Source organism: Dorea sp. BIOML-A1 (genome assembly GCF_009875615.1).
Classification (GTDB): domain Bacteria; phylum Bacillota; class Clostridia; order Lachnospirales; family Lachnospiraceae; genus Dorea_A; species Dorea_A amylophila.
On record NZ_WWSA01000002.1, the window covers coordinates 125,485 to 142,926 of the forward strand.

Here is a 17,442-nt window from a genome sequence, read left to right on the forward strand (position 1 = left end):
AGGGTGGCAGTTATGAAAGTACTGGTGTTAAGTGGTAGATTTGGAATGGGACATGAGATGGCAGCCAATGCGATCTGCGAACAGTTCCGGAAAATAGATGAACAGGCAGAAATTGAAAAAAAAGATCTTCTGGAAGAGTTATATCCACATATCAGTAAATTCATTTTCGGTGGATTCCGCATGATGGTAGAGCACTGTTACGGGATTTATAATTTTATCTACAAAATGTCCGGAAGGATGAAGGTAGAAATACAGCCAAGGGGAAAGGCACTCTATAAAAGGTTAAAGAAGATCATGGATGGAGAACAACCAGATGTGATCGTCTGTACACATCCGATGTGTGTAAAAGCAATTGCATCCTATAAAGAAAAGACAGGGCTTAAAACACCACTTGTGACCTGCATCACAGATATCAGTATGCATCCGGAGTGGACAGCACCACAGACAGACATCTATCTTGCTCCGACACAGGAGATCAAAAGGCATCTGATGAAGGAGGGGACCAGGGCGGAAGATATTCTTGTGACAGGAATTCCGGTTCGCCAGCAGTTCCTGGATGCAGATTGCCGTCAGAAACGGGAAAGAAACAGAACACGCAGGGTGCTCATTATGGGAGGCGGACTTGGGCTGATGCCGGATCTGAAAGAATTGCTTGAAAAATTACATAGCATGCAAGGCGTTGAGAGCGTAGTCATTACCGGAAAAAATCATAAGATGTATGAGGAATGGGTGAATCGCTATGAGGATGTGGAAGTACTTGGATACACGGAAAATATCAGCAGATATATGCGCGGGGCAGACCTTGTGATTACAAAAGCAGGCGGAATTACGTTGTTTGAAATTCTGCACAGTCAGGTTCCGCTATTTGTCATCCACCCGTTTCTGGAGCAGGAGATGAATAATGCAAGGTATGCGGCAGAAAAAGGATTTGCCAAAGTCATATGGGGCAGACGTGAAGACTATATTCCGGAACTGGAAAAGCTGTTAAGTGATGAAAAAATGATGGAAGAAATGACCGGAAATGTAAGGCGTGCCTGTAAAGAGATGATAGAAGTATCATTGGATGAGGCAGTAGGGATCATGGAAGAAAGGATGACGGCATAATGAATATACCAAAGACTGCAAAGCTGGGACTGGCCTGTGTCGCAGCACTGAGTTATAGTGTGATTCCGACGTATTTGCTGAAATACCGTTGGATTTTCAGAAGCAGACAGAGGGCATCCCGGGAAGAGAAGGTTTTGTACCTGACATTTGATGACGGTCCGGATACAGTATATACGAATATATTACTCGATTTTCTGGAGAAGGAACAGATTCCGGCAGCATTTTTCATGGTCGCAGGATCTGCTCGGAAGCATCCCAGGATCGTGGAACGGATGAAAAAGAGCGGATACCAGGTCGGAATACATTCGTTGAGCCACGAAAGTGCGATGCTTTCCGGACCGGGAAGAACCGGCCGTGATGTGAAAGAATCGAAAAAGATTATGGAGAAGATGGATATTGCAGTGAAATGGTACAGACCACCGTGGGGACATCTGAACCTGGCAAGTCTGTTCTGGATACGGAAGCTGCATCTGAATCTGGTATTCTGGGATGTGATGGCACAGGACTGGTCAGCGAAAGAGACCCCGGACAGTATCTGCAATAAGATATTAAGAAGAGTCTTTCCGGGTGCGGTTATCTGTCTGCATGACGGCAGAGGGGAGAACGGAGCACCGGGAAGAACGATAGAAGCATTGAAAAAAGCAATCCCATTGTTGAAAGCGCAGGGGTATGAATTCAGAAGGATAGAAGAAAAATATGGAACAGCAGGTGAGTCAGAGATCGATTAAAAAGTATATGGTTTTATTTCCGGTTTTAGCACTGTTGGTATGTTTCGTTATTTTGAAGGGTGCAGATATGGAATCTGTGTGGAATGCCATGAAAAGTGCGAAGCCGCAATGGATGGCAGCAGGGCTTATACTGGCGGCGGTATTCAATATCGCGGAAGCAATCAATCTGAGGAGCGTATTGAATTCATTTGGATATCAGGTAAGTTTCAGACAGGGTATGAAATATGCTTATACCGGCTATTTTTTCAGTTCGATCACCCCATCTGCAACAGGCGGACAGCCGGTACAGTTATATGTGATGAATAAGGATAATATCCATGTGGCACATGGAACGATGGCTCTTCTGACAGAACTCACCAGTTTTCAGATTGCAGCATTTCTGATGGAAAATGTAGCAACGTTCTGGATACTGACGGGAAGGATACGTCTGAATAAGATGATGCTGGCATTGGCGGCTCTCGGGTATCTGATGAATCTGATTTTTATAGCAGCACTGGTGGTCATAATGTTATCCGAAGGTCTGAAAAAGAAGATTGTAAATGGAATACGTTTCCTGATCATGAAACTCCCGTTTGGGAATAAGAAGAGATTGGGCGCTAAGATGGACGAGATTGTTCGTGATTTTGAAGATTGTAAATTGTTTTTTAAAAGGGATCCGGTACTTGCGTTAAAAGTGACAACAGTCAGTCTGATCCAGATCATCTGCTGGTTCAGTGTTCCATGGGCAGTGTATCATGCAATGGGAGAGTCCGGCAGTTCTTATGGAAGTATGTTTCTGCATCAGATCATTTTGTATATGACTACAGCACTTCTTCCGTTCCCGGGAGCTGAGGGAATTAGTGAATTCTCATTCGTAAAGTTGTTTGCAGGTATCTTTACTTCTGTTCCGGTGGCAGCGGCAGTACTGGTGAATCGGGGGATCAGCTTTTATTTTTTGCTGATATTAAGTGGAATCTTTAGCATCGTGCTTGGACGCATGGATAGAAAATCAAAAAGTAAAATGAAAGTGAAATTAGAAAAATATTGACACGGCGGAAAGAATAGGCTATGATGATTGCACATTTAACGAAGATGAGTGATCAAGTACAGACTATTCTTTTTCGTTTTCTAAATCTGGACCGCCAGTGGCGGATTCTGTAGATGACCGAATCGGTCAAGTTATCAACTATATCAAAACAATTTTATATGAGTGCCGGACAAATAAGGCAGAAAAGATGCTTATATAAGGACAGGTTCTGCATGGTCTGGTATGGAAAGGAGTGTGCAGATGGCATTTTGTACAGTTTTATCTGCTTCAGTTCAGGGACTGGGGGTAGAGATGATCCGTGTGGAAGCGGATGTAAGTAACGGACTTCCGATGTTCCATATGGTGGGATATCTGTCTTCGGAAGTGAAAGAGGCATCAGAACGGGTGAGAACAGCAATCCGCAATTCGGGGATGAAACTTCCGGCAAAGAAAATCATTGTCAATCTTGCGCCGGCAACTGTCCGGAAAAAAGGGGCATCGTTTGATCTGCCGATTGCTCTGGCGGTGCTGGCAGCTATGGGGTATATACCGGAAGAAGCAATGGAACGGGTGATCGTAACAGGGGAATTGAGTCTGGAGGGGAAAATAAGAGGTGTACCGGGAGTTCTGCCGATGGTGATAGAGGCGAAAGAACAAGGATGTAAAAGCTTTATCCTGCCCGGAGAGAATGAGACAGAAGGAAGACTCGTAAAAGGAATCGAGATTCTACCGGCAGATAATCTGGAGGAACTCTGTGCGTATCTGAACGGAGCTGCGCGTTCGGAAAAGTCTAAAAGGGAGAAAAAAGAAAATGAAAAAAACAAACAACATAGAACCAGAGAAGATTTTGCGGATATCTGCGGACAGAAAGCGGTGAAACGTGCAGCAGAAATTGCAGTGGCAGGAGGGCACAATCTGTTAATGGCTGGATCACCTGGATCCGGAAAAACGATGATCGCAAAGCGGATCGCAACCATTTTACCGGAACTGTCATGGGAAGAAAGTCTGGAAATTACGAAGATCTACAGTGTATTGGGGCTGGTGGATCAGGAATACCCGCTGATCACACAGCGTCCGTTTCGTAATGTTCATCATACAATCACCAGAACAGCGCTGACAGGGGGCGGCAGAATACCGATGCCCGGGGAGATCAGTATGGCACACGGAGGTGTGCTGTTTCTTGATGAACTTGCGGAATTTCCAAGAAATGTTCTGGAAGTACTAAGACAGCCATTGGAAGAACATCAGATTCATATTGCGAGAAATTATGGAAATTTTACATTTCCGGCGGAATTCATGCTGGTGGCAGCAATGAATCCGTGTCCATGCGGAAACTATCCGGATGTGCAGAAATGTTCCTGCACACCCGGGCAGATTCAGAAATACCTTGGCAAGATCAGCCAGCCGTTCCTGGATCGTATGGATATCTGCATAGAGACTCCGAAAGTTGTATACCGGGATCTGGACGGAGAACGGAAAGATCTGGAAGGGGAAGAGACATCTGAGACGATACGCCGCAGAGTGACGGATGCAAGGAATATACAGAGGGAAAGATATAAAGGAACAGATATCAGGACAAATGCAGTATTAGGACCGCAGGAGATCGGACATTACGTAGAACTGGGAGAGCGCGAAAGAAAGATGATGGAGCTTGCATTTGAAAGAATCGGGCTTACAGCAAGGACCTATCATAAGATCCTGCGTGTGGCAAGGACAATTGCAGATTTGGATTACAGTGAGAAGGTAAAGGAGAAACATTTAAAAGAAGCTATTGCTTACCGGTCACTGGATAAGAAGTATTGGGGACGTTAGGAGGATGTGAATGATATATGAATACTGGCTGGCAGGGATAGAAGGCATTTCGAATCTGAAAAAAAGAAAATTAAGAGAGGTATATGGAAATGGAAAAGCAATATATTATATAGAAGAAACTAATTTGAAGAAACATACATTTCTGAATGAGAAGGATATAGAGAGACTGAAAAAAGCAAAGAAAACAGTTAATCTCGAAATGCAATGGGAAAAATCCGTGAAAAAGAAGATAAAATTTGTGCCGTATTTTTCGGATGATTATCCGAAAAAAATGAAAGTGATCACAGATCCCCCGTACGCCTTGTACGTACTTGGATCGCTGCCGGATGAAAATGTGAAAAGCGCAGCAATCGTAGGGGCCAGGAATTGTACTTCATATGGAGAACAAATGGCATTGCAGTATGGGAAATGTCTTGGGCATGCGGGAGTACAGGTGATAAGCGGTATGGCGAGAGGAATCGACGGAGCAGGGCAGAGAGGTGCTTTGAACGGAGACGGAACAACGTTTGCTGTTCTGGGATGTGGAGTGGATGTGTGTTATCCAAGAGAAAATATAGGATTATATATGGACATTCAAAAAAAAGGCGGAATCATATCGGAATTTCCACCCGGAACCGAACCACTTGCAAGAAATTTTCCGATGCGGAACCGGATTATCAGTGGACTGGCGGAATGGATACTGGTGATAGAGGCAAAAGAAAAGAGCGGATCTTTGATCACTGCAGATTTTGCACTGGATCAGGGGAAGGATGTCTATGCACTTCCGGGACCGGTGACAAGTGCGTTGAGTCAGGGATGTCACAGACTAATCCGGCAGGGAGCGGGAATACTGATCACACCGGAAGAACTGATGGATGAATGGAATCTGAATCGGATGCAAATTGGACAAAAAAATAACAAAAATGAAAAAATGCTTGAAAGTCCTGAGCGTATGGTGTATAGTTGTCTCGATTTGTTCCCGAAAGGAATCGATGAATTGATGAAAGAAACAGAACTTTCTATTTCAGAATTGATGGAAAGACTGATTACTTTGGAATTGAAAGGATACGCAGAAGAAGTATCCAGAAATTATTATATAAGGCTGTTGTAAGAACGGTCGGTATTATGGAGGAAATTATGGCACGCTATCTGGTAATCGTGGAGTCACCTGCAAAGGTGAAGACCATTAAGAAGTTCTTAGGAAGTAATTATGTAGTGACCGCATCGAACGGTCATGTGAGAGATATGCCCAAAAGCCAGATGGGTATCGACATTGAAAATGATTACGAACCAAAGTATATAACGATCAGAGGAAAGGGAGAGATTCTTGCGAAGCTTCGTAAGGAAGTCAAAAAGGCGGACAAGATATATCTTGCAACTGACCCGGACCGGGAGGGAGAAGCAATATCCTGGCATCTGAGTAAAGCTTTGAAATTAGAAGATAAGAAAGTTTATCGAATCAGTTTTAATGAGATTACTAAGAATGCAGTAAAAGCGTCGCTTAAGAATCCAAGAGAAATCGATATGGATCTGGTGGATGCGCAGCAGGCACGCCGTGTACTGGACAGAATTGTAGGTTACAAGATCAGTCCGCTCCTGTGGGCAAAGGTTAAGAGAGGATTAAGTGCCGGACGTGTACAGTCGGTTGCATTGCGTATTATCGCAGACAGAGAAGAAGAGATCAATGCTTTTATTCCGGAAGAATACTGGACACTGGATGCGGATCTGAAGGTCAAAGGAGAAAGAAAACTTCTGACTGCTAAGTTCTATGGTACAGAAAAGAATAAGATGACAATCTCATCCAGGGAAGAACTGGACGAGATCATGAAAGAAGTAGAAAATGCGGAGTATTCTGTTGCCGATATAAAAAAAGGAGAACGTACCAAGAAGGCACCGGTACCGTTTACAACCAGTACGTTGCAGCAGGAAGCATCCAAGGCATTGAATTTTGCAACAGCCAAGACCATGCGTATTGCCCAGCAGTTATATGAGGGTGTGGATATCAAAGGCAGTGGTACTGTGGGATTGATCACATACCTGCGTACGGATTCTACCCGTATCTCAGAGGAAGCGGATACAACAGTAAGAGAATATATCAGGGAAGGCTTCGGTGAAGAGTATGTTGCCGACGGAGACGTTAAGAAATCTTCAGACAAGAAGATCATTCAGGATGCACATGAGGCGATCCGTCCGACAGATGTAACCAGAACACCGGCAGCAGTGAAAGAATTCTTAAGCCGTGACCAGTTCCGTCTGTACCAGCTTGTATGGAAACGTTTTATTGCCAGCAGAATGCAGCCGGCCAGATACGAGACGACTTCTGTAAAGATTGCCGCAGGACAGTATCGTTTTACAGTCGCTGCATCCAAGATTGTTTTTGAAGGGTTCCGCAGTGTATATACGGAAGCCGGCGAGACAAAAGAAGAGAACAATGTGCTGTTAAAAGGACTGGATATGGATTCTGTCCTTACGAAAGAAAGTCTGAACAGTAAGCAGCATTTTACACAACCACCGGCACATTATACAGAGGCAACATTGGTTAAGACACTGGAAGAACTTGGAATCGGGCGTCCAAGTACATATGCGCCGACAATTTCTACGATCATTGCAAGACGCTATGTGGCAAAAGAGAATAAGAATCTGTATCTGACGGAAATCGGAGAAGTAGTGAATAATATTATGAAACAGTCCTTCCCGAGTATTGTGGATGTGAACTTTACGGCAAATATGGAGAGCCTTCTGGATGGCGTTGCGGAAGGAAAAGTCAGATGGAAGACAATCATTGAGAATTTTTATCCGGATCTGGAGGCAGCAGTGGAAAAAGCCGAGACAGAACTGGAACAGGTGAAGATTGAAGATGAAGTGACAGATGTGATCTGTGAGGAGTGCGGCCGCAATATGGTTGTCAAATATGGCCCGCATGGAAAATTCCTTGCATGCCCGGGATTCCCTGACTGCCGTAACACGAAACCATATCTGGAAAAGATAGGTGTACCATGCCCTGTCTGTGGTAAAGATGTGGTAATCCGGAAGACGAAAAAGGGAAGACGATATTACGGCTGCGAGGATAACCCGGAATGTGAATTTATGTCATGGCAGAAGCCATCGACAAAAAAATGTCCGAGATGTGGTAAATACATGCTGGAAAAAGGAAATAAACTGGTTTGCAGCGATGAACAGTGCGGATATGTAGAAAATATTGAAAATAATAAGGATAATTAATGATATTCGTTGAATATTTCAGAATTGTATGATAATATACATTCATAAGGATGGAGGAATGTAAATGGGCGTACAATTGTTGGATAAAACCAGAAAAATCAACAAATTACTGCATAACAATAGTTCGAGTAAAGTTGTCTTCAATGATATCTGCGAAGTCCTTACAGAAATTTTAAATTCGAACGTATTAGTGATCAGTAAAAAAGGAAAAGTGCTTGGCGGAAGCAAATGCGAAGGTGTGCCTTACATTACCGAATTGATCGAGAGAGAAATCGGAAAACATGTAGATGATATGCTGAATGAGCGACTGCTTAGTATCTTATCAACAAAAGAAAATGTAAATCTTCAGACATTAGGATTTTCCGAAGAAGCTGTCAAAGGTTATCAGGCGATTATTACGCCGATTGACATTGCAGGGGAAAGACTCGGGACACTGTTTATCTATAAAAAAGATAAAGTGTATGAGATTGATGACATCATTTTGAGTGAATACGGAACAACGGTTGTTGGTCTTGAGATGTTAAGATCTGTGAATGAAGAAAGTGCAGAAGAAACCAGAAAAGAGCATATTGTACAATCGGCAATCAGTACATTGTCGTATTCGGAATTGGAAGCAATCATTCATATATTTGATGAGTTGGATGGTGCGGAAGGAATTCTGGTCGCAAGTAAGATTGCAGACCGTGTCGGAATTACCAGATCGGTAATTGTCAATGCTCTGAGAAAATTCGAAAGTGCGGGTGTGATCGAATCCCGTTCTTCCGGCATGAAAGGAACGTATATTAAAGTAATCAATGATTATGTATTTACGGAACTTGACCGCATTAAAGCAGAACGTACAAAATAATAAGAACTACAAAGGGTATCGGGCAACTGATACCCTTTTCACAGTATAAAGGAGGATGCGGATAGTGAAATATGGAGGATGTACGGCAAAACTCAGAATGGACCGCGTAATTCTGGAAGACAGTTTTTTTGATGAAACGGAATATTTATGCAAGATCATAGCATATGATGAAGAGGAGGAGACGCTGTATCTGGTATCGGAAGAGGCGGAACTCACCTTTTATTCTTTGGATGGAATCTATGAGTGCAGCATAGAGGATCCGAAAGATCCTGTGGTCTGCAAAGGAATATTAAAAGAACGTTACTGGAACAAGGCAGGCAGGGTTATGAAATTTAAAATTCAAAATGGATTTTATAAAAAAGTTCTAAACTAAATAGAAAGTGTGTTGACAAACCAAAAAGAGAGTGCTATTTTATATCTAGAATCTTTCAGCACTCTCTTTTGTTGAGTGCTAATAATGCAGAAATAATTAAGGAGGAATAGATATGAAGTTAGTACCATTAGGTGACAGAGTTGTATTAAAACAGTGTGTAGCAGAGGAGACTACAAAGTCGGGAATCGTGATTCCTGGACAGTCTAAGGAAAAACCGCAGCAGGCAGAGGTTATTGCTGTAGGACCAGGTGGAATGGTGAATGGTAAAGAAGTTGAGATGCATGTTACAACAGGACAGCAGGTAATTTATTCCAAATATGCAGGAACGAATGTTGAGATTGATGACGAGGAATATATCATTGTAAAACAGGATGATATTCTGGCCATCTGCGAGTAATTGTACAATTAATTCATATATTTCAGGAGGTAGATACCAATGGCAAAAGAAATTAAATATGGTGCAGAAGCAAGAAGAGCGCTGGAAGCTGGTGTTAATCAGCTCGCTGATACAGTAAGAGTAACAATCGGACCAAAAGGACGCAATGTCGTTCTGGATAAATCTTTCGGAGCACCACTGATCACAAATGACGGTGTAACAATTGCAAAAGAGATTGAACTGGAAGACAGATTTGAAAATATGGGAGCACAACTGATCAAAGAAGTTGCTTCTAAGACAAATGATGTAGCAGGAGACGGTACTACAACAGCAACTGTACTTGCACAGGCAATGGTTCATGAAGGTATGAAGAACCTGGAAGCAGGGGCAAATCCGATCATTCTCCGTAAAGGAATGAAGAAAGCAACAGATGTGGCAGTAGAAGCCATTGCGAAGATGTCAAGCAAAGTAAAAGACAAAGATCAGATTGCAAAAGTGGCAGCAATTTCTGCAGGTGATGCTGAAGTCGGACAGATGGTGGCAGATGCTATGGAGAAAGTATCTAATGACGGAGTTATTACGATCGAAGAGTCTAAGACTATGAAGACAGAGCTGGATCTTGTAGAAGGTATGCAGTTTGACCGTGGATATGTATCTGCATATATGGCTACAGATATGGATAAGATGGAAGCAAATCTGGATGATCCATATATTCTGATCACAGATAAGAAGATTTCTAATATTCAGGAAATTCTTCCACTTCTGGAGCAGATTGTTCAGGCTGGAGCAAGACTTCTTATTATCGCAGAAGATATTGAGGGAGAGGCACTTACAACTCTGATCGTTAATAAACTGCGTGGAACATTCAATGTTGTAGCTGTAAAAGCACCTGGATACGGTGACAGAAGAAAAGAAATGTTAAAAGACATTGCTACACTGACAGGTGGTCAGGTTATTTCTGAGGAACTCGGTATGGAACTGAAAGATACAACCATGGATCAGCTTGGACGTGCAAAATCTGTAAAAGTACAGAAAGAAAATACAGTAATTGTTGATGGTATGGGAGATAAGAATGCAATCGCAGACCGCGTTGCCCAGATCAAGGCACAGATCGAAGAGACAACATCTGACTTTGACAGAGAAAAACTTCAGGAAAGACTTGCAAAACTTGCAGGCGGCGTAGCTGTTATCCGTGTCGGAGCAGCAACGGAGACAGAGATGAAAGAAGCAAAACTTCGTATGGAAGATGCTTTGAACGCCACAAGAGCAGCAGTAGAGGAAGGTATCATTTCCGGTGGTGGATCTGCATACATTCATGCGTCCAAAGCAGTTGCTGAAGCGATTGACGGACTGGAAGGTGATGAGAAAACAGGTGCAAAGGTTGTCCTGAAAGCTCTGGAAGCACCACTGTTCCATATCTCAGCCAATGCAGGACTGGAAGGTGCTGTTATCATTAACAAGGTAAGAGAATCAGAAGTGGGAACCGGATTTGATGCTCTGACAGAACAGTACGTAGATATGGTGGAAAACGGAATTCTGGATCCTGCTAAGGTTACAAGAAGTGCACTGCAGAACGCAACATCTGTTGCTTCTACACTTCTCACAACAGAATCTGTTGTAGCAGATATCAAAGAAGATGCACCGGCTGTACCGGCAGGAAATCCGGGTATGGGTATGATGTAACAGAATATTAAATTTTTGAGAACTCCTCGTCAGAGGAGTTTTCTTTTTTGATTCAGGTGTGCTACAATAGACATAGCTTAAAGCAGACTTGGAGGAAAGAAAAAATGGATGATTTTTACACAGAGCAGCTGATAAAAAAACAGGCGGACTCAAAGGATACGCTTAAGAAAGCGGGGCTGATCGTATTGACGGTTTTGTCAGTGCTTTTGGTTTTTGCAATACCGGTGGGGATTATTTTTCCGGTTGTAATGATTGTGGTTGATGTGCTGGTGTTCAGCAATATGAATGTGGAGTATGAGTATGTATTTGTGAATGGAGATCTTGATATAGACAAGATCATGAACAAATCCAGAAGAAAAAGAATGTTTTCTGTAGATGCAGATCAGATGGAACTTCTTGCACCGGTAGGAGCTGTAGAATTAATGCAGTATAAGAAGGTCAGGACATATGATTATACATCAGGAAAAAATCATGCAGAAATCTATGCATTGATTGCTTCGAACAAAGGAGAACTGTGTAAAGTTTTGTTTGAGCCAAATGAGACGATCATAGAAGGATTCTTTGTAAAAGCACCAAGAAAAGTAATCAGAAAATAATACGTAAAATGTAAAAAAAGATTGTATTAAAATAAAAACATGTTAAAAGCTGTTGACAAATATGGGTATGATTCGCTAAGATAGCTGTTAAATATGAATATGCAAAAGAAAGAGAGGGAGAAATCATGGGAAAGATAATTGGAGAAGGTATTACATTTGATGATGTGCTTTTAGTTCCATCGTACTCAGAAGTAATTCCGAACCAGGTGGATTTATCTACTTACCTGACTAAGAAAATTAAGTTAAATATTCCGATGATGAGTGCCGGAATGGATACTGTTACCGAGCACCGTATGGCAATTGCAATGGCCAGACAGGGGGGAATCGGAATTATCCATAAAAATATGTCTATTGAACAGCAGGCTGAGGAAGTGGATAAGGTAAAACGTTCAGAAAACGGTGTTATTACAGATCCATTTTATTTATCACCGGATAATACACTGGAAGATGCCAACAATCTGATGGCAAAGTTCAGAATCTCAGGTGTGCCGATTACAGAGGGAAAAAAATTAGTTGGTATTATCACAAACCGTGATTTGAAATTTGAAGAAGACTTTTCAAAGAAAATCAGAGAGTCAATGACTTCGGAAGGGTTGATCACAGCACCGGAAGGAATTACTCTGGAAGAAGCAAAGAAGATCCTTGCAAAAGCCAGAAAGGAAAAACTTCCGATCGTAGATAAAGACTTCAACCTGAAAGGTTTGATCACAATTAAGGATATTGAAAAACAGATTAAATATCCATTATCTGCAAAAGATGCACAGGGACGTCTGCTTTGCGGAGCTGCAATCGGAATTACAGCAAACTGTCTTGAGAGAGCAAAGGCTCTGGTAGATGCAAAGGTTGATGTGGTTGTTTTGGATTCAGCACACGGACATTCAGCAAACGTTATTCATACAGTTGATATGATTAAGAGCAAATTCCCGGATCTGCAGGTAATTGCAGGTAACGTTGCTACCGGAGCTGCAACAGAAGATCTGATCAAAGCCGGTGTTGATGCGGTAAAAGTTGGAATCGGACCTGGATCGATCTGTACAACACGTATCATTGCAGGTATTGGTGTTCCTCAGATCACAGCAGTTATGGACTGCTACGAAGCGGCAGACAAATATGGAATTCCGATCATTGCGGATGGAGGAATAAAGTACTCCGGAGATATGACAAAAGCAATCGCAGCCGGAGCGAATGTTTGTATGATGGGAAGTATCTTTGCAGGATGTGATGAGAGTCCTGGAACATTCGAATTATTCCAGGGTAGAAAATATAAAGTATATCGTGGTATGGGATCTATCTCAGCAATGGAGAACGGAAGTAAAGATCGTTATTTCCAGACAGATGCGAAAAAACTGGTTCCGGAAGGTGTCGAAGGACGTGTTGCTTACAAAGGAAGCGTGGAAGATACTGTATTCCAGTTAATGGGTGGTCTTCGTTCAGGTATGGGATATTGCGGAGCACCAACAATTGAGGATTTGAAACAGACAGGAAAATTCGTGAAGATTTCTTCGGCTTCATTAAAAGAAAGTCATCCTCATGATATTCATATTACAAAAGAAGCACCAAACTACAGTGTAGACGAATAAAAAAGATTCGGGCGTCGTGAAAACGGCGCCTTTTTGTATTATATGTGTCTGGCAAAGAGAGAGTTTAAATGAATAATATCAGAAAAAATATCCTGAAAATTCTTCATATCATGGTTTTCAGAGATGAATATATAGAGTATAATAAGATTTAGGTAGTCTGCTTGGTATATAAATGCACATAATAAATACACAAGTAATATTAAAAAAAATAAAGTAAAAGGGAGATGCCTGGATATGAAAAAAGAATTTGGAACAACGAGAAACGGGGAAACAGCAAGCTGTTATATATTGAAAAACAGCAAAGGAATGAAAGCAGTTGTATCTGATTTTGGAGCTGCTTTACTGAAGCTTTACGTACCGGATAAGAATGGAAAGTCTCAGGATGTCGTATTGGGCTACGAGACACTTGAGGATTATGAAAATGGTGGAGATTCTGTAGGAGCGACTGTCGGACGTGTGGCAAACCGTATTGGAACTGGTGCATTCGAACTGAACGGAAAGAAATATGAGCTTACGAAGAATGATAACGGGGAAAATACACTTCATGGAGGAACAGATTTCTATAATAAAAGAATGTGGAGTGTAAAAGAAGAGGATGATACACATGTAGTATTTATGCTTGTCAGTCCGGACGGGGATCAGGGATTCCCGGGAGAAGTAAAGATAGAAGTATCCTATACAGTTACGGAAGAAAATGAATTAAAGATTCATTATTATGCAATTCCTGATCAGGATACCCTTTTGAACATGACGAATCACAGCTATTTCAACCTGGCAGGACATGCATCCGGAACCGCATGTAATGCAAAAGTGTGGTTGGATGCAGATGCATTTACAGAGACGGATGCTGAACTGATTCCAACAGGAACGGTAATTCCGGTAGAGGGCACACCAATGGATTTCCGTGAAGGAAAAAAGGTTGCAAAAGAGATCGGAGCAGATTATAAACCATTGAAACTGGCAGGCGGCTATGATCATAACTGGGTATTAAACGGGTCGGGATTCAGAAAAGTGGCATCAGCCGAATCGGAAGAGACAGGTATTAAGATGGAAGTATATACAGACCTTCCGGGTATACAGTTCTATTCTGGCAATTTCCTGGCAGGAGCTAAGGGAAAGGAAGGAGCTGTCTATGGAAAGGGGTGTGGTATATGCTTTGAAACGCAGTATTTCCCGGATGCAATTCATAAAGATAATTTTGAATCTCCGATTACAAAAGCCGGAGAAGTATATGATACAACAACAACGTATAGGTTTTGCTGATTTTCATAAAAACATAAGAATCTCTTTCGGGTACATTAAAAAATGAATGATAAAATAGATAAAAGTGTACTATATAAGGATAGATAAAAAAGAGAGAAAAGATGAAAAAAACGAGAAGCCATTCTAAAAAAGGTCTGATCATTCTTATTATAATAACAGTTGTACTGTGTGCGGTGACGGTTTTAAAAAAGCAGGAGCAGCCGGAAGAATATACGGAAAATAAAAGTGATTACATAGATTCTGTAAGACCGGATATAGACGTAGAACTGTTGACGCCGAATGAGTATTCCAGAGCGGGAATCGCAACAAATAAGATTACAGGAATTGTGATTCATTATACAGCAAATCCCGGTGCTTCGGCTATGAATAACCGGGATTATTTCGAAGGATTGAAGGACAGTCACATTACGAAAGCAAGCAGTAATTTTGTTGTGGGTCTGGAAGGTGAGATTGTTCAATGTGTACCAACATGGGAGATGGCGTATGCCTCAAACAGCAGGAATATTGATACAGTGTCGATAGAATGCTGTCATCCAGACGAAACGGGAAAATTTAATCAAAAGACGTATCAGTCTATGGTAGATCTTTGCGCATGGCTGTGTCTGAAGTTCGATCTGAATGAAAATGATGTTATACGTCATTATGATGTGACTGGAAAGATTTGCCCCAAATATTTTGTAGAACATGAAGATGCATGGAAACAGTTCAAGGGTGATGTGGGAGTAAAGCTGGAAAAATTAAAGGAATATCAATAAATCTCCTTAGTTTTATCACAGATTAAACACAATTACGCTGTACACTACCAATATAAGATATGAAAGGGGCAATAAGATATGGAAAATCAATATAATTATTATACAACCGATCAGAATATGAATACGGGAAATTATGGCGGCGGTGGGGAACCGGGAAAAGAACCGCAGAAAAAAAGAGGAAAAGGTGCAGCGAGATGGGCAAAGGTGGTCTGTGCAGGACTGGTATTTGGAGTGGTTGCAAGTGCTGCATTTCAGACGAGTAATATTGTGGCAGGAAAAGTTCTTGGTACAACACAGACAACGAATAAAACAGCTAAGACAACAACGACCAGCAATGCAAAACTGACAACTTCAACCAACAGCTCAATAGGAACCGCAAATGTAACAGAGGTAACTAAAAATGCGATGCCGTCAATTGTGTCCATTACAAACATGAGTGTACAGGAAGTGCAGAATTTCTTCGGTGGTACACAGAAACAGGAAAGTGAAAGTGCCGGTTCTGGAATTATTATTGGACAGAACGATTCAGAACTTCTGATTGCAACCAATAACCATGTAGTAGAAGGAAGCAGTACACTGACAGTTACCTTTATAGATGGAAAAAGCGTGAAAGCTGACATCAAAGGTACGGATTCAGACAAGGATCTTGCAGTTGTGGCAGTTCCGTTAAGCGAGATCAAGGATTCTACGATGGATAAAATTGCGGTGGCAACACTGGGAAATTCAGATCAGACACAGGTAGGAGATCAGGTAATTGCGATCGGAAATGCTCTCGGATACGGACAGTCAGTAACGACAGGTATTGTATCTGCAAAAGACCGCACAATGGATGGTTACGATGGAAAACTTCTTCAGACAGATGCGGCTATCAATCCGGGAAACAGCGGAGGTGCTCTTCTGAATGCAAATGGAGAAGTGATTGGAATCAATTCTGCAAAGATTGCAACGGAAACAGTAGAGGGAATAGGATATGCGATTCCGGTATCTGATGTAAGTGATCTGATCACAAATCTGATGAATCAGAAGACAAAAACCAAGGTAGCAGAATCCGAAAAAGGCTACATTGGAATCAAAGGTGTAGATGTAACAGCAGACAGTGCACAGATGTATAATATGCCGACAGGAGTATATGTATCAGAAGTGATCTCCGGTGGCGGTGCAGAAAAAGCAGGCATTACAAAAGGAGCCGTTATTACAGGAATCGAAGGAACAAGCGTAGATGGAATGGATGCATTGCAGGAACAGCTTCAATATTATAAAGCAGGAGAAAAAGTAAAAATTACGATTCAGACACAGAATAAGAATGGTGAATACGAGAAAAAAGATGTTGAAGTAACATTAGGAAAACAATCGGAATAATTTGGATAAAAAATTGATATTTGTAAATTGATGTAGTATAATGTCAATGTATATGGAATATACAAGGCCGAAAGGCACAAAGCACAGGTTGAAATAATACACTATGGGGAGGGACAGATTCATATGAAGTGTCCAATATGTGGTCAGGAATTAAGACCAGGAAAAAAAGATCCGAATTATCTGTTGTGCTATAATTGCAAAAAGAAGTTCAAAATTCCACAGAGTGCTCATAAAGTACAGAAGAGAGCGGAAAAACCGGAACCTGAAGAACAGAAGTATTCGAATATACCGCCAAAAGAAGTACGCGAAAAACGTGAACAGGAAATGCGTGATGCGTATGATGAACTCCTTGCAGTAGGAGATGGGAAAAAGAAAAAGAAACCAGCTCCGAAGCCGCAGCGCAGAGAAGAATTAGAGGATGAATATTATGATGATATCGACGACGAAGAAGAAGAGAAGATGTCAAAAGCACCGATCATTATTCTTGCAATTGCTATCATTGTAGTAGCTGGATTAATTGCATTCATGTTACTCAGATAATTGATCAAGGGAGTATACTGACAACAAATTATCTAAAGCGAACATAAAATGCTGACTTGCCTACAGGTAAGTCAGCATTTTTGCAAGATGAAAAGATTGAAATTAAGCTGAAAAAGAGTTAAATCAAAAAGAGATAAAAAAGATAAAATAACAGTTGACAAACACAACTGCTTGTGATATTCTTAATAAGCTGTCGCTTGAGACAAACGAATGTTTGAG

Annotated in this window: 16 protein-coding genes; all 16 read left to right on the forward strand. The window is 41.6% G+C overall.

Annotation, left to right across the window (positions count from 1 at the left end; translation table 11 throughout):
- The first annotated feature begins 12 nt into the window (after positions 1 to 12).
- The 16 genes from GT508_RS01380 to GT508_RS01455 all read left to right on the forward strand — a co-directional run bounded on the left by GT508_RS01380 (position 13) and on the right by GT508_RS01455 (position 17,223).
- Entirely contained in the window at positions 13 to 1,104 is a 1,092-nt protein-coding gene (locus GT508_RS01380; protein ID WP_161143417.1) for an MGDG synthase family glycosyltransferase, read from the forward strand.
- Positions 1,104 to 1,832 carry a polysaccharide deacetylase family protein gene (locus tag GT508_RS01385; protein WP_161143418.1) on the forward strand — a complete coding sequence of 243 codons (729 nt, stop codon included), beginning with the start codon at positions 1,104 to 1,106 and terminating at the stop codon, positions 1,830 to 1,832. Before GT508_RS01380 ends, GT508_RS01385 begins: the two co-directional genes overlap by 1 nt.
- The gene (locus GT508_RS01390; RefSeq protein WP_055281547.1) at positions 1,801 to 2,859 is read left to right on the forward strand and encodes a lysylphosphatidylglycerol synthase transmembrane domain-containing protein; all 1,059 of its coding nucleotides are present in this window, start codon (positions 1,801 to 1,803) and stop codon (positions 2,857 to 2,859) included. The genes GT508_RS01385 and GT508_RS01390 overlap by 32 nt, the downstream gene beginning before the upstream one ends.
- A gap of 240 nt (positions 2,860 to 3,099) precedes the next feature.
- The gene (locus tag GT508_RS01395; protein ID WP_117597230.1) at positions 3,100 to 4,650 is read left to right on the forward strand and encodes a YifB family Mg chelatase-like AAA ATPase; all 1,551 of its coding nucleotides are present in this window, start codon (positions 3,100 to 3,102) and stop codon (positions 4,648 to 4,650) included.
- Positions 4,651 to 4,660: 10 nt separating this feature from the next.
- Positions 4,661 to 5,740 (forward strand): DNA-processing protein DprA, encoded by a 1,080-nt coding sequence (gene dprA / locus GT508_RS01400; protein WP_055281543.1) that lies wholly within the window; start codon positions 4,661 to 4,663, stop codon positions 5,738 to 5,740.
- 26 nt (positions 5,741 to 5,766) lie between these two features.
- Entirely contained in the window at positions 5,767 to 7,851 is a 2,085-nt protein-coding gene (gene topA, locus GT508_RS01405; protein ID WP_161143419.1) for a type I DNA topoisomerase, read from the forward strand.
- A gap of 64 nt (positions 7,852 to 7,915) precedes the next feature.
- Positions 7,916 to 8,698, forward strand: coding sequence for a GTP-sensing pleiotropic transcriptional regulator CodY (codY, locus tag GT508_RS01410; RefSeq protein ID WP_055281541.1), 783 nt, complete (start codon positions 7,916 to 7,918; stop codon positions 8,696 to 8,698).
- Between the two features lie 64 nt (positions 8,699 to 8,762).
- Complete coding sequence (locus GT508_RS01415) at positions 8,763 to 9,071, forward strand: hypothetical protein (RefSeq protein WP_226851666.1); 309 nt, start codon at positions 8,763 to 8,765, stop codon at positions 9,069 to 9,071.
- 112 nt (positions 9,072 to 9,183) lie between these two features.
- Positions 9,184 to 9,468 (forward strand): co-chaperone GroES, encoded by a 285-nt coding sequence (locus tag GT508_RS01420; RefSeq protein ID WP_028086978.1) that lies wholly within the window; start codon positions 9,184 to 9,186, stop codon positions 9,466 to 9,468.
- A gap of 39 nt (positions 9,469 to 9,507) precedes the next feature.
- Positions 9,508 to 11,130, forward strand: a complete 1,623-nt coding sequence (gene groL, locus GT508_RS01425) for a chaperonin GroEL (protein ID WP_055281536.1) — start codon at positions 9,508 to 9,510, stop codon at positions 11,128 to 11,130.
- Between the two features lie 104 nt (positions 11,131 to 11,234).
- On the forward strand, positions 11,235 to 11,726 hold the full coding sequence (locus tag GT508_RS01430; protein WP_055281534.1) for a DUF6106 family protein: 492 nt from the start codon (positions 11,235 to 11,237) through the stop codon (positions 11,724 to 11,726).
- Between the two features lie 125 nt (positions 11,727 to 11,851).
- Positions 11,852 to 13,306 (forward strand): IMP dehydrogenase, encoded by a 1,455-nt coding sequence (gene guaB, locus GT508_RS01435; protein ID WP_028086975.1) that lies wholly within the window; start codon positions 11,852 to 11,854, stop codon positions 13,304 to 13,306.
- A gap of 234 nt (positions 13,307 to 13,540) precedes the next feature.
- A complete protein-coding gene (locus GT508_RS01440; protein ID WP_192934763.1) occupies positions 13,541 to 14,569 on the forward strand; it encodes an aldose epimerase family protein in 1,029 nt (342 codons plus the stop codon).
- A gap of 101 nt (positions 14,570 to 14,670) precedes the next feature.
- Positions 14,671 to 15,324, forward strand: coding sequence for a peptidoglycan recognition protein family protein (locus GT508_RS01445; protein WP_055281529.1), 654 nt, complete (start codon positions 14,671 to 14,673; stop codon positions 15,322 to 15,324).
- 78 nt (positions 15,325 to 15,402) lie between these two features.
- Positions 15,403 to 16,683, forward strand: coding sequence for a S1C family serine protease (locus tag GT508_RS01450; protein ID WP_161143420.1), 1,281 nt, complete (start codon positions 15,403 to 15,405; stop codon positions 16,681 to 16,683).
- A gap of 123 nt (positions 16,684 to 16,806) precedes the next feature.
- Positions 16,807 to 17,223, forward strand: coding sequence for a hypothetical protein (locus GT508_RS01455; RefSeq protein ID WP_055281525.1), 417 nt, complete (start codon positions 16,807 to 16,809; stop codon positions 17,221 to 17,223).
- The last annotated feature ends 219 nt before the right edge of the window (positions 17,224 to 17,442 follow it).

Excerpts from the sequence above, each read along its gene's own strand:
- GT508_RS01380 (WP_161143417.1), top strand. The coding sequence starts at position 13 with ATGAAAGTACTGGTGTTAAGTGGTAGATTTGGAATGGGACATGAGATG.
- GT508_RS01385 (WP_161143418.1), top strand. The coding sequence starts at position 1,104 with ATGAATATACCAAAGACTGCAAAGCTGGGACTGGCCTGTGTCGCAGCA.
- GT508_RS01390 (WP_055281547.1), top strand. The coding sequence starts at position 1,801 with ATGGAACAGCAGGTGAGTCAGAGATCGATTAAAAAGTATATGGTTTTA.
- GT508_RS01395 (WP_117597230.1), top strand. The coding sequence starts at position 3,100 with ATGGCATTTTGTACAGTTTTATCTGCTTCAGTTCAGGGACTGGGGGTA.
- dprA (WP_055281543.1), top strand. The coding sequence starts at position 4,661 with ATGATATATGAATACTGGCTGGCAGGGATAGAAGGCATTTCGAATCTG.
- topA (WP_161143419.1), top strand. The coding sequence starts at position 5,767 with ATGGCACGCTATCTGGTAATCGTGGAGTCACCTGCAAAGGTGAAGACC.
- codY (WP_055281541.1), top strand. The coding sequence starts at position 7,916 with ATGGGCGTACAATTGTTGGATAAAACCAGAAAAATCAACAAATTACTG.
- GT508_RS01420 (WP_028086978.1), top strand. The coding sequence starts at position 9,184 with ATGAAGTTAGTACCATTAGGTGACAGAGTTGTATTAAAACAGTGTGTA.
- groL (WP_055281536.1), top strand. The coding sequence starts at position 9,508 with ATGGCAAAAGAAATTAAATATGGTGCAGAAGCAAGAAGAGCGCTGGAA.
- GT508_RS01430 (WP_055281534.1), top strand. The coding sequence starts at position 11,235 with ATGGATGATTTTTACACAGAGCAGCTGATAAAAAAACAGGCGGACTCA.
- guaB (WP_028086975.1), top strand. The coding sequence starts at position 11,852 with ATGGGAAAGATAATTGGAGAAGGTATTACATTTGATGATGTGCTTTTA.
- GT508_RS01440 (WP_192934763.1), top strand. The coding sequence starts at position 13,541 with ATGAAAAAAGAATTTGGAACAACGAGAAACGGGGAAACAGCAAGCTGT.
- GT508_RS01445 (WP_055281529.1), top strand. The coding sequence starts at position 14,671 with ATGAAAAAAACGAGAAGCCATTCTAAAAAAGGTCTGATCATTCTTATT.
- GT508_RS01450 (WP_161143420.1), top strand. The coding sequence starts at position 15,403 with ATGGAAAATCAATATAATTATTATACAACCGATCAGAATATGAATACG.
- GT508_RS01455 (WP_055281525.1), top strand. The coding sequence starts at position 16,807 with ATGAAGTGTCCAATATGTGGTCAGGAATTAAGACCAGGAAAAAAAGAT.